Origin of the sequence: Enterobacter vonholyi (assembly GCF_008364555.1) — a bacterium.
GTDB lineage: Bacteria > Pseudomonadota > Gammaproteobacteria > Enterobacterales > Enterobacteriaceae > Enterobacter > Enterobacter vonholyi.
In genome coordinates this window covers 298,640-311,132 of sequence record NZ_VTUC01000003.1, presented here as the reverse complement: position 1 = coordinate 311,132, position 12,493 = coordinate 298,640, and the positions used below count along the sequence as shown (strand labels likewise).

Annotated in this window: 10 protein-coding genes and 1 tRNA gene; 4 read left to right on the top strand and 7 right to left on the bottom strand. The window is 56.7% G+C overall.

All coding sequences use genetic code 11. The features are described from left to right. The first annotated feature begins 13 nt into the window (after positions 1-13). Both yejM and F0319_RS05890 read left to right on the top strand, forming a co-directional pair. On the top strand, positions 14-1,774 hold the full coding sequence (gene yejM / locus F0319_RS05895) for an LPS biosynthesis-modulating metalloenzyme YejM (protein ID WP_149366461.1): 1,761 nt from the start codon (positions 14-16) through the stop codon (positions 1,772-1,774). 72 nt (positions 1,775-1,846) lie between these two features. After that, positions 1,847-1,923, top strand: a tRNA-Pro gene (locus F0319_RS05890). 36 nt (positions 1,924-1,959) lie between these two features. On the opposite strand, the gene F0319_RS05885 is transcribed toward F0319_RS05890, so the two are convergent. Together F0319_RS05885 and F0319_RS05880 are read right to left on the bottom strand one after the other, a co-directional pair. Beyond that, positions 1,960-3,147, bottom strand: coding sequence for an MFS transporter (locus F0319_RS05885; RefSeq protein WP_149366460.1), 1,188 nt, complete (start codon positions 3,145-3,147; stop codon positions 1,960-1,962). 125 nt (positions 3,148-3,272) lie between these two features. Further along, positions 3,273-3,533 (bottom strand): DUF2534 family protein, encoded by a 261-nt coding sequence (locus F0319_RS05880; RefSeq protein WP_010433451.1) that lies wholly within the window; start codon positions 3,531-3,533, stop codon positions 3,273-3,275. A gap of 209 nt (positions 3,534-3,742) precedes the next feature. On the opposite strand from F0319_RS05880, the gene eco reads away from it, so the two are divergent. After that, complete coding sequence (eco, locus tag F0319_RS05875; RefSeq protein WP_049006431.1) at positions 3,743-4,246, top strand: serine protease inhibitor ecotin; 504 nt, start codon at positions 3,743-3,745, stop codon at positions 4,244-4,246. A gap of 103 nt (positions 4,247-4,349) precedes the next feature. Here the strand turns inward: eco and mqo are convergent, their stop codons facing one another. Beyond that, a complete protein-coding gene (mqo, locus tag F0319_RS05870; RefSeq protein WP_047652540.1) occupies positions 4,350-5,999 on the bottom strand; it encodes a malate dehydrogenase (quinone) in 1,650 nt (549 codons plus the stop codon). Positions 6,000-6,186: 187 nt separating this feature from the next. On the opposite strand from mqo, the gene F0319_RS05865 reads away from it, so the two are divergent. Next, positions 6,187-7,476, top strand: a complete 1,290-nt coding sequence (locus F0319_RS05865) for a SulP family inorganic anion transporter (protein ID WP_149366459.1) — start codon at positions 6,187-6,189, stop codon at positions 7,474-7,476. Here F0319_RS05865 and mgtE read toward each other — a convergent pair. From mgtE to ada, 4 genes are all read right to left on the bottom strand, one after another. Continuing rightward, a complete protein-coding gene (gene mgtE / locus F0319_RS05860) occupies positions 7,439-8,875 on the bottom strand; it encodes a magnesium transporter (protein ID WP_069303099.1) in 1,437 nt (478 codons plus the stop codon). The genes F0319_RS05865 and mgtE overlap by 38 nt on opposite strands. Before the next feature lie 148 nt (positions 8,876-9,023). Then, positions 9,024-10,667 (bottom strand): multidrug ABC transporter permease/ATP-binding protein, encoded by a 1,644-nt coding sequence (locus F0319_RS05855; protein ID WP_149366458.1) that lies wholly within the window; start codon positions 10,665-10,667, stop codon positions 9,024-9,026. A gap of 69 nt (positions 10,668-10,736) precedes the next feature. Further along, positions 10,737-11,393: a DNA oxidative demethylase AlkB gene (gene alkB / locus F0319_RS05850; RefSeq protein ID WP_111965294.1), complete on the bottom strand. Its 657-nt coding sequence runs from the start codon at positions 11,391-11,393 to the stop codon at positions 10,737-10,739. Further along, entirely contained in the window at positions 11,393-12,451 is a 1,059-nt protein-coding gene (gene ada, locus F0319_RS05845) for a bifunctional DNA-binding transcriptional regulator/O6-methylguanine-DNA methyltransferase Ada (RefSeq protein WP_149366457.1), read from the bottom strand. The genes alkB and ada overlap by 1 nt, the downstream gene beginning before the upstream one ends. Between the last annotated feature and the right edge of the window lie 42 nt (positions 12,452-12,493).

Genomic DNA, 12,493 nt, shown 5'->3' with positions numbered 1-12,493 from the left:
CGAACAACAGTTTATGGTGACGAATCGTCAGCGCTACCGTGAAAAAGTCTCCCAGATGGTCAGCTGGGGGCACTGGTTTGCCCTGTTCAACATTCTGTTGGCGACGGTCATTGGCTGTCGTTATCTGTTTGTCGCAGACTGGCCAACAACGCTAACCGGGCGTGTCTACTCCTGGATAAGCGTTGTCGGTCACTTTAGCTTTTTGGTTTTCGCCACCTATCTGCTGATCCTGTTCCCCCTGACGTTTATCGTCATGTCGCAGCGTCTGATGCGGTTCTTATCCGCCATCCTCGCGACGGTGGGGATGACGCTGCTGCTTATCGACAGTGAAGTGTTCACCCGCTTCCACCTGCATCTTAACCCCATCGTCTGGGAACTGGTGATTAACCCCGACCAGAACGAAACGGCCCGTGACTGGCAGCTGATGTTTATCAGCGTCCCGGTGATCCTGTTGATTGAGATGCTGTTTGCGACGTGGAGCTGGCAAAAGCTCCGCAGCCTGACCCGGCGACGCCATTACGCGAAGCCCGTCGCCGCGCTCTTTTTCGTCTCCTTTATCAGTTCGCACATCATGTATATCTGGGCGGATGCGAACTTCTATCGCCCTATTACCATGCAGCGCGCGAACCTGCCGCTCTCGTACCCGATGACGGCCCGTCGTTTCCTCGAGAAACACGGCCTGCTTGACGCTCAGGAGTACCAGCGCCGTCTTATCGAGCAGGGTAATCCGGAAGCCGTCAGCGTGCAGTATCCTCTGAGCGATCTACGCTATCGCGATATGGGGCGCGGGCAAAACGTCCTGCTGATCACCGTTGATGGCCTGAACTATTCCCGTTACGAGAAGCAGATGCCTGTGCTGGCCGATTTTGCGAGGCAAAACGTCTCGTTTACTCAGCATATGAGCTCCGGTAACACAACCGACGCGGGCATCTTTGGCCTCTTCTATGGCATTTCAGCCGGATACATGGACGGCGTACTCTCTACCCGCACGCCTGCGGCGCTGATCACCGGGCTGAATCAGCAGGGCTATCAGTTAGGGTTGTTCTCATCCGATGGCTTTAACAGCCCGCTCTACCGCCAGGCGCTGCTGTCCGATTTCTCACTGCCAGCGGCACAAAATCAGTCCGATGCGCAGACCGCCGGCCAATGGATAAACTGGCTTCAGCGTTACGCGCAGGAAGATAACCGCTGGTTCTCATGGGTTGCCTTTAACGGCACAACGCTTGCTAACAGCAATAAGAGTGATTTCGTGCGCCGCTACGGCCGCGCGGCGGGTGATGTTGATGCGCAGATTGGCCGCGTGCTTGACGCGCTACGTGAGTCCGGCAAGCTGGATAACACCGTGGTGATCGTGACCGCAGGCCATGGCGTCCCGTTAGGTGACGAGACGAAGAGCATGAGCTGGTCACGCCCGAACCTGCAGGTTCCGCTGGTGATCCACTGGCCTGGCACCCCGGCGCAGCGCATCAATATGCTTACCGAGCATAAAGATGTGATGACTACCCTGATGCAACGCCTGCTGCATGTCAGCACGCCAGCGAACGAGTATTCGCAGGGACAGGATCTCTTCAGCGCTGCGCGCCGCCATAACTGGGTCACGGCTGCCGGGAATGACACGCTGGTGGTGACCACACCGAAGCTGACGCTGGTGCTGAACAGTAACGGGAATTATCAGACGTATAATCTGCAGGGTGAACGGTTGAAGGACCAGAAACCGCAGCTGAGCCTGCTGCTGCAGGTCCTGACGGATGAGAAGCGCTTCATCGCTAACTGATTAATAATAAACCAGTTAGCGACAGATTCCCTTGCATTCAAAACGGAATCGAGTAGTATTCTTTTTATGCGTCGGCACGTAGCGCAGCCTGGTAGCGCACCGTCATGGGGTGTCGGGGGTCGGAGGTTCAAATCCTCTCGTGCCGACCAAAAACATACTGAAAACCAGCCTGATGGCTGGTTTTTTTATTTCGCCTCGTCCGGGGTTTTGCGCAGATACACCAGCGTAGCCAGACAAATCACCGCTCCGGCATAAAACGTATATTCCGCGCCAAACGTTTCCCATATCGCGCCGGCTCCCACGCTGGCGATTAATAATCCCACGCCGCTGACCAGACTAAAAATACCGAAAGCAGTGCCGCGCAGATCGGGCGGTGCGGTTTTAGCGATCATTGCCGCCAGTAATCCCTGGGTCATACCCATATGTACTCCCCAAAACGCGACGCCCAGAAGCATTCCAGCCAAGTGGGTGCTCAGCGCCAGCACAACATCTGCCCCAATCAGCATCACCAGGCCCCACTGCAGTAATCGGGTGTGGCTCATCCCGTCCGATAACTTGCCAAACGGATAGGCAGAGAGGAAATAGAGCAGATTCATGGCCACCATCACCAGCGGGATCAGCGCCAGCGGCACCCCCGACTGCTGTGCGCGCAGCACAAGAAATGCTTCACTGAAACGTGCGAGCGTGAAGATGGCTCCCAGGCCAATGACCCACCAGCAGCCTTTCCCGAGACGCCTGAGGTTCTCTTTTTTGATGGGGTTCGTGCGTTTATGTTCGACGGGCGTTTTCGGCTCATGCAGGCCGAAGAAAAGCAGCGCCACGGCGAGCACGCCGGGGATCACCGCGATCCAGAAAATCGTGCGGAAGTCATCGTTCCACAGCAGCATTAATCCTACGGCCAGCAGCGGCCCGAGAAATGCGCCGACGGTGTCCATAGACTGACGCAGCCCAAAGGCCGCGCCGCGAAGTTCCGGCGGCGTAACATCAGCAACCAGCGCATCGCGCGGCGCTCCCCGTATCCCCTTCCCGACCCGGTCGATTAAGCGCGCCCCAAGGATCATGCCGGAAGAAGAGGCGATAGCGAACAACGGTTTACTCAATGCGCCAAGACCGTAGCCCAGAACCGCCAGTCCTTTACGCTTGCCCAGATAGTCACTGATGGCGCCGGAAAACACCTTGATAAACAGCGCCGTAGCTTCAGCCAGACCTTCAATCAAACCAATGAAAATAACGCTGGCGCCCAGCGTCGTCACCATAAACAGCGGCAGCAGGCTGTGGATAATCTCCGAGGAGATATCCATTAACATACTGACGCCGCCCACCACCCAGACTCCTTTCGGGATCCGGCTGAGCGTTGCAAACCGGGATAACATTGCGCATCTCCTGCTTCATGTTGAAATGTCTTGTTCGAAACAGAATATCCTGGAAATGCGAATAAAAATTATTAGACATAAAAAAAGCCACCCCGCAGGATGGCTTCGATATCGCAAATCGGCGTCTAGTGTTTATCACGTCCGCCCAGGAAGAAAATGCCCAGCGGGATGGCCAGCAGAACGGTGAACACCAGGCTGTAGACAAAGATCATCGCCGACTGCAGGACATACATGCTGGTTGTCCAGGCAGAGAGAGGAATGTTGTACTGTTCGATAACGCCTACAATGGTGGCACGCCCCACGCACGCGGCAGCAATCATAAACACAACCAGCAGCGCCAGGAGGAACTTGCGGCCTTCAGGCGTTTTCAGTTTTGCACGAACCATCTCTCTTCCCTTTTACAGATGAATAACATTATAGAGGGTCTAAAATAACACAAACGCCTGCCGGACTCCACGCCAGTACAAATCTCTACTTAAATGGCAAATATGTGGTTTATTGCGCTATTAATATTGAAAATGTAAGTAAATAACACCAATCATTCATAATTGATATGTTAACCTGTGCAGGATCGTTTTGACATAAAGGAATGACAATGAAAAACGCACCTAAATTTGCCATCGCACTCATCGCCGCCGCATGTGTCAGCACCAGTGCTTTCGCCAGCGAAACACCTAAAGAGCAGCCGCTGGAAAAAGTCGCCCCGTACCCGAAAGCGGATAAAGGGATGAAGCGTCAGGTGATCCAGCTACCGGCACAGCAGGATGAAGCGAATTTCAAAGTGGAGCTGTTGATTGGCAAGACGCTGGAAGTGGATTGCAACCAGCATCGTCTGGGCGGTCAGCTGGAAAGCAAAACGCTGGAAGGCTGGGGTTATGACTACTACGTCTTTGATAAAGTCACCTCTCCGGTCTCCACCATGATGGCCTGTCCGGACGGCAAGAAAGAGAAGAAATTTGTGACAGCGTATCTGGGCGACAATAGCCTGCTGCGCTACAACAGCAAGTTGCCGATCGTGGTTTATACGCCTGAAAACGTGGAAGTGAAGTATCGCGTGTGGAAGGCCGATGAGAATGTCGGACAAGCGGTAGTACGTTAAAACCAGGTCGAGTGCGCTCTGGTGCCCTCACCCCAGCCCTCTCCCACCGGGAGAGGGGGAAAACAGCAAAAACGGCAACCTATGTTGCCGTTTTGCTTTTACCTTACAGCGCGATATCCGCAACCGGTTTGTTTTCCGGCTGGGGCTTCAGCTCCGCTTTCGGCGCAGCATCCGCAGCCTGCGGTTTGATGTACTGCAGCTGCAGTACGCGGCTGGTGTATTCCAGCTCCTGCTCCGTCGCGTCCACGTTACCGTTCAGCTTCGTGCCGTAGGATGGAATAATGGTTTTCAGCTTCGCCTGCCATTCCGGACTGGCGACTTTATCTTTAAACACTTTTTCCATCAGGTGCAGCATGATTGGCGCAGCGGTAGACGCACCCGGTGACGCGCCCAGCAGCGCGGCGATTGTGCCATCCTTATCGCTCACCACTTCGGTACCCAGACGCAACACGCCACCCTCTTTCGGATCGCGCTTGATGATCTGAACGCGCTGACCCGCCTGCCACAGACGCCAGTCTTCTTTCTTCGCCTGAGGATAGTACTCTTTCAGCGCTTCGAAACGGTCGTCGTCAGAGAGCATCACCTGGCTAATCAGGTATTTCACCAGATCGAAGTTATCCAGACCCACGTCCATCATCGGCTTGACGTTAGAGGTGGTGGTTGCGCTCAGCAGATCCCACAGGGAGCCGTTTTTCAGGAATTTAGTGGAGAAGGTCGCGAACGGTCCAAACAGCACCACGCGTTTGCCGTCAAGCATACGGGTGTCAATGTGCGGAACGGACATTGGCGGCGCGCCCACGGAAGCCTGACCGTACACTTTTGCCAGATGACGATTCACCACTTCCGGGTTATCGGACACCAGGAACTGACCGCCGACCGGGAAGCCCGCGTAGTCGTCAGCTTCCGGAATACCGGACTCCTGCAGCAGCTTCAGCGCCGCGCCGCCCGCACCGATGAAGACAAACTTCGCCTTGATGACGTGTTCAGCTTCATTGTTTTTCAGATCGGCAACGGTCACGCTCCAGCTATTATCCGCGTTGCGCTTGAAACCGCGCACTTCGGTGCTGAGCTGCAGATTGAAGTTCTCTTTTTTCTTCAGAGACGTCACCAGCTGACGGGTAATTTCACCGTAGTTAACGTCAGTACCAATTTCGGTTCGGGTCGCCGCCACTTTCTGGTTCGGGTCACGGCCTTCCATGACCAGCGGAGCCCACTCTTTAATCTGCGCGTGGTCTTCAGAGTATTTCATCCCGCGGAACAGCGTGCTCTGCTGCAGAGCGGCGTAGCGCGCGCGCAGGAAGTTGACGTTCTGCTCGCCCCACACAAAGCTCATGTGCGGCACGGTGTTGATGAAGGAGTGCGGGTCGTGCAGCACGCCGCTGTTGACCTGATGAGACCAGAACTGGCGAGAAACCTGGAATGCTTCGTTGATTTCTACTGCCTTCTCGATACTAATGGAACCGTCCTTTTTCTGCGGCGTATAGTTCAGTTCCATGAGTGCCGAATGGCCGGTACCGGCGTTATTCCAGCCGTTCGAACTCTCCTGCGCCACGCCATCAAGGCGCTCGACCATGGTCATAGACCAGTCCGGCTGCAGTTCTTGCAGATAGGTTCCCAGCGTGGCGCTCATGATCCCGCCACCGATTAAAAGGACGTCCGTTTCCTGCTCTTTTGGTGCGTCAGCTTTCGCCGCCATGGAGACGGTGTTAAGCCCCACGGCCAGAGAAAAGAGCATGGCAGTCATTTTTTTCATAATTTATGCCTTAGTGTAAAAGTGCTTGATGCGTGGAAATTGCAGGTGAAAAAAGCTGCGGGGGCACGGTAACAACTTTTAAATATTGTTTAAAGGTTACGAAATTATTGTAATTGTGAAATTTAATGATGGATTGTTTGTGAGGAATTAGCGATGCGTCTGGTAAAGCGCGGTTTTACTGGCTAGTATGTTGCGTTTTGTGATCGCGCGCACGGAAGCCTGCCCTAACCAGCGAACTGTTATGTCCTTACCCCATTCTGCTGTATCCCCCGAAAACCGCGTAGCTAACATACTGCGTTCCCCTAAGCAGCTGACGCGCGAAACGCTGGCAGGCGTGATTACCGCCCTGGCTCTGATCCCCGAAGTCATCTCATTTTCGGTGGTGGCGGGCGTTGACCCGAAGGTCAGCCTGATCGCCTCCGTGGTGCTGTGTCTTGCCCTGTCCGTGCTGGGCGGTCGTCCGGCGATGGTCACGGCAGCGGCCGGTTCCGTGGCGCTGGTCATTGGCCCGATGGTGCATGAGCACGGCGCGCAGTACATTCTTCCCGCCGTGCTCATGGCTGGCGTGATTCAGATTCTGTTTGGCGTGCTGGGCATGGCAAGGCTGATGCGCTTTATTCCCCAGTCGGTCATGACCGGGTTTGTTAACGCCCTGGGCATTTTGATCTTCTTAGCTCAGGTGCCGCATTTCTGGAGCCGAAGCCCGCTGATTGTGGGCCTGTTCGTGCTGACGCTGCTGATCGTGCTCTGGGTGCCGCGATATATCAAAAGCATCCCTTCCCCGCTGATGGCGATTGTGCTGTTAACCTTGTTTACCGTTTCAACCGGGCAAAGCCTGCCGACCGTGGGCGATGAAGGCTCAATGAGCGGCAGTTTGCCGGGACTTAGTGAACTTCTGGTCCCCCTCAATTTACAGACGCTGAGCATTATCTGGCCGTGCGCGTTGAGCATCGCCTTTGTCGGCCTGCTGGAGTCCCTGCTCACGGCAAAGCTGGTGGATGAACTGACCGCGACACCGTCAAGTAAACGCCGCGAAAGCATTGGATTAGGCGTCGGCAATATTCTGGCCGGATTTTACGGTGGTATTGCAGGCTGCGCGATGATAGGACAAACCATCGTTAACGTGGAGATGGGGAAAGGCCGAAGCCGCATTTCAACCTTCTCTGCGGGCATCGTGCTGCTGATCCTGGTGACGGCGCTCAGCGAGGTGATGGCCAACATCCCGATGGCGGTGCTGGCGGGCATTATGGCGATCGTCGCCGTCAAAACCTTCAGCTGGCACAGCCTTCAGCCCACCACGCTGAAAACGGCCCCGATAGCGGAAACGGTCGTCATGCTGGTCACCGTTGCCGCCACGGTATCAACCGGCAATCTGGCAATTGGCGTGCTGGGCGGGATTATCGTCATGGCACTCCTCCCCGCCCGCATTAAGCGTCGGCTTAAAGAAGAAAAATCGTCGCCAGTCCAAGAAAAATAAAGAAACCGCCGGTATCGGTGATGGCGGTGATCATCACGCTCGACCCCACCGCGGGGTCGCGCCCCAGTTTGGTCATGGTCAACGGGATAATGACGCCCATCATCGATGCCACCAGCAAATTCAGCACCATCGCCAGCATCATCACTCCGCCTAACGCCATATCGTCATACAGCCACCAGGTGATGCCGCCCATAATGCCGCCCCATACCAGGCCGTTGATCAACGCCACACCCATCTCTCTGAAGATCAGAAAGGCGAAGTTGCCGGGCTGAATATTTTCCAGCGCCAGCGCGCGGACAATCATGGTAATGGTCTGGTTTCCGGTGTTGCCGCCAATCCCGGCCACAATCGGCATCAGCGAGGCCAGCGCCACCAGCTGCGAAATAGTGTGTTCAAAGCCGTCAATCACGCGGGAGGCGATAAACGCGGTACACAAGTTAATGGCCAGCCACGCCCAGCGCGTTTTCACCGCCTTGCCGACGGAGGCATGGACGTCATCTTCTGCGCTGATCCCTCCGAGCGCACGCAGATCGTTATCGGTTTCTTCGTAGACCACGTCAACGATCTCGTCGATGGTCAGACGCCCCATCAGTTTGCCGACGGAATCCACGACGGCAGCACTCACGAGGTCGTCACGTTCGAAGGTTCGCGCCGCTTTCTCCGCATCGTCTTCCGGGGAGAAGACCATCGGCTCGTTTTCCATCACCTCGCTCACCTTCCGCTGGGTGCTGTTGAGCAGGATGGTTTTGAGCTCCAGCTCGCCGAGCAGGGTTTTGTCCCGGGAGGTGACAAACAGCTTATCGGTGTTATCCGGCATTTTGCCCAGGCGACGCAGATAGCGCTGTACGGTACCGAGCGTCACGTCCGGTCGCACCGTGATAACGCCGAACTCCATGATCGCGCCGACGCTGTTTTTCTCATAGTGCATCACCTGACGCACGCGCGCCCGTTCCTCCGCAGGCAGTGACGCCAGCAGGCGACCGGTCAGGTTTCGCGGCAGGTGCTGAACGAGGTAAATCTGCTCGTCGATATCCAGCGTTTGCAGAGCGTCGAGAATATCCCGGTCGCTCATCTCGTCGATCAGGTCGTCCCAGACGTTTTCGGAGGCCTCAAGCAGCACCTGTCCGCGCTCGTGATCCTGTACCAGACGCCAGAGGGCGTGACGTTCTTCCGAGGGAAGCGCTTCAAGGGTGTCCGCCAGATCCGGCGGGGGTAAGTGAGCAACCAGCGCACCTACCTCAGCAATATCGTCGGCCAGAGTGCCGACATCATATTGCTCAGCCAGGGTGAGTTTGCCTAATAGCGTAGAAGTGACCGCTTTATCGGTCGTGAGGAGCCAGATGAGTCGCGCGCGCTCCTGGTCACGCTGTCTGGCGCTGTTTTTCTTTAATACCGACATCAATCATAAATCCATTAAATGAGTTGGGGTTAAGCATAGCGCGGGGATATGTAAATAAGAATAAACAACGGGCCGGGATGGAGAAAAAAGCGGCATTACGGCCACGATCTCTCCCCTCTCCCTGTGGGAGAGGGTTTGGGTGAGGGCATCAGGCCGTACGCGCCACCGCGTCACGCGATGCCGCATCGCGCTCTTCACCGGTCAGCTCGCTCAGCCTGCCGTCGCGCATCTCCAGCAGGCGGTCAGCATGCATGAAGTAGTGATCGTCGTGGCTGATGGCGAAAATGGTTTTGCCCATCTCCTGCATCAGCGGCAGCAGCACCTGATAAAATTCGCGGCGGAAATGCGGGTCCTGATCCGCTGCCCACTCGTCGAGCAGGATGATGTCACGCTCTTCCGCCAGCGCCAGCAGCAGCGCCACGCGCTTTTTCTGCCCTTTGGAAAGCTTCAGGTTGAGGATCTTCCCGTCCTGTAACTCCAGCTTGTGCGACATCTGCAGCTGCGCCAGCCATTTTTCCACCAGCGCCGGATTAGCCTGCTGCCCATCCGGCCCCAGCAGCCGATCGAACAGCCAGACGTCGGTGAATACCGCCGAGAAAAGCTTGCGGTAATCTTCGGGTTTCTCCGCGCTCAGCGCCCTGCCATCCAGTAAAATCTCGCCCGACTGCGGCTGATAAAGCCCGGTGAGCAGCATAGCCAGCGTCGATTTACCACTGCCGTTGCCGCCAATCAGGAACAACAGCTCGCCGCGGCGGATCGTCAGGTTGATCGGCCCTACGGAGAAGGCGCTGTCCTGATAGCGGAACGTGACGTTACGTAGCTCGAGCGTCTGCCAGTTCGGGAAGGCCTGCGGGCGCGGAAATTCTGCCTGGAACGGCGCGAGATCGAATTTTTTGAGCTTATTAAAGGCCACCTGCGCACTCAGCAAGGTGGGCAACGCGCCGACCGCCGAGAGCAGCGGCGTGCGCAAAAACAGCAGCGTCAGTGAGTATGTTGCCGCTACGTTGGTGTCCGCCCAGCCCAGGCTGTTCGCCATCCAGAATACCAGGCCAATGGCACCCAGCATCATAATGTTTGACCAGTTCACAGCGCTCAGGTGGAAGGTATCGGCGCGAATGATGTGGTGCCGGTATTCGCGCGCGTCCGGAATATAGAGATTGTTAAAGATATACTCGGCGCGCTCGCGGTTCAGGGTGAGTTCTTTACGCCCTTCCAGTACCGTCTGGTAATCGTTATAGAGCTTATCTTCGGTTTCGCGCAGCACCGCCATATGTTTATAGACGCGCGACACCAGCATAAAACCGCCCCAGATGGTGATGGCGATCCACAGTGCAGTCACCGCCAGCATTTTGGTGGAGAGCCAGGCGAGATAGGCCGCCGAGCCAAAGGTCAGAATGATCCCCTGCACCAGCTCCGGCAGACGAACGAACGCGATGGTAATGGCGCGCACGTCGCTGGTCAGCCCCGCCAGCAGGGAGGCGCTGCCGAGCTGCTCAACGCGCTCTATTTGGGTGTCCAGGATCCGCTTGATAAACTCACTGCGCAAACGAAAAACGAAATGGTGGCCAAGCGCGGTCAGCGCCAGCTGTGAGCCGAGCGTAACCGCCATCAACAGCAGCAAAAGGCCAAGAAACTCCGGCAATACGGAGAGCGAGGTGTCGACCATTTCTATCAACCGCACGTTAATAAATGCGATCAGGCCAATACCCAGCGCGGCGCTGGCAAGGCTTAACGCCATAACGGCGATGAAGGGCCAGCGATACTGACGCCAGACGAGGAGAAGTAGTTGCATGCAGGCAATCCGGACAATAAAAATCAGCCAGCAGTGTAAACTGCCCTGCGCGGACATCAAGAATAATTCTTATTTTAGTTTATTCATCCCCGCCTGACGGAAGGTCAGATTAAAGCGGTACTCACCCGTGAGGGGGTGGACGCCGGGTTTCAACGGCTGAATGCCGTGATAATAAAGCCGCGATTCCCTGCCCCACACCACCACATCGCCATGTTCCAGCATGATGCGTTTGAGCGGATCGTTGCGGCGTAATCCCCCAAACTGGAAGACGGCGGGCAGACCTAACGATACCGAGACGATAGGCGCGCGCAGATCGGGTTCATCCTTATCCTGATGCAGCGAGAGCTTTGCGCCAACGGCATAGCGGTTAATCAGGCAGGCATCCGGCCGAAAGTCAGGATACTCGGCTGCCACGGCGGCCTCATGGCAAAGCGCCTGAAAAACCGCAGGCATCGGAGGCCAGGGCTGGCCGGTCGCAGGATCGTTCGGGGCATACAGATAGCCCCGCTCGTTCGTCGCCCAGCCCAGTTCGCCGCAGTTGGCCATGGCCACCGACATGGTGTAGCCGCCCGGCGTCACCATATGGCGAAACGGTGAAACCGCTGTGACCTCTTCAATTCCGGCAAGCAACGCCTCCGCACGGGAGAGAGCAAAGCGACGCAGGATAACCGCCCCCGGCGCAAGCGGCTCCTGCCAGGGTTCAGCATCCGCAAAAAGATCGAGCATTATCCCTCCCGGCGTTTCGCCTCACGTTTCAGTAATAGCGCTTTTCGCGCCGTTCCCCAGCGGTAGCCCGACAGCACGCCGTCGTTGCGAACCACGCGATGACAGGGGATCACAATTGCCAGCGTGTTTGCCGCACAGGCTCCGGCAACGGCGCGTACCGCCCTGGGCTGGCCAATCGCCTGCGCCACCTGCTGGTAACTTGCCGTTTCGCCGCAGGGAATGTTGCGAAGTGCCTGCCAGACGCGCTGCTGGAAAGCGGTTCCACGAATATCCAGCGGCAGCGCAAGCGGTACATCGCGGTGATCGATACTGGCAATCACCTGCTTGACCCGCTGTGCGAAATCCTCTTCCAGCGGCGCATGCGCTGCTTTTGGAAAATGCGCGGCAAGCTCTTCGGCTAATTCTTCATCACTGTCACCCAGCAGGATCGCGCAGATCCCCCGCTCGCTTTCCGCAACCAGACAGCGTCCTAACGAGCAGTCGCTGATGGCATAACGCACTGCCGCATCCCCTTTGCGGTACTGCTTCGCCGTCATGCCCAGCGCATCGTTGGCTTTACGATAATAGCTGCTGCTGTCGGGAAATCCCGCCGCCAGCACGGCGTCGGTAATTTTGTCTCCCTGCGCAAGCGCGGTGCGCAGACGCTGACCCCGCGCAGCCTGCTGCCAGGCTTTTGGCGTCATGCCGGTCACGGCTTTAAACAGACGGTGAAAATGGAAAGGACTCATGGCGACCTGCTCCGCCAGCTTCTCCAGGGTTAACGCAGGATCCTGCTCCAGAAGCCGGCAGGCATGTTCCACTTTTGCCAGCTTCTGCGCCTGCGGATCGCGTTTGTCCGGCATGCAGCGCTTGCACGGGCGAAACCCTGCCTGAGCGGCATGCCGGGCATCAGGATAAAAACGGACATTTTTACGCAGCGCGTGGCGGGCGCGACATGACGGACGGCAGAAAATACCCGTTGTCTGCACGGCGAAGACAAACTGATCGTCAGCGAGCGGATCGCGGGCCAGTACGGCCTGCCAGCGATCCTCATCGGTAATTAAGGTTGGGTTTTTCATGATCGGCTCCTCGTATAAGCATACATAGAGCGTGCCTGAGCG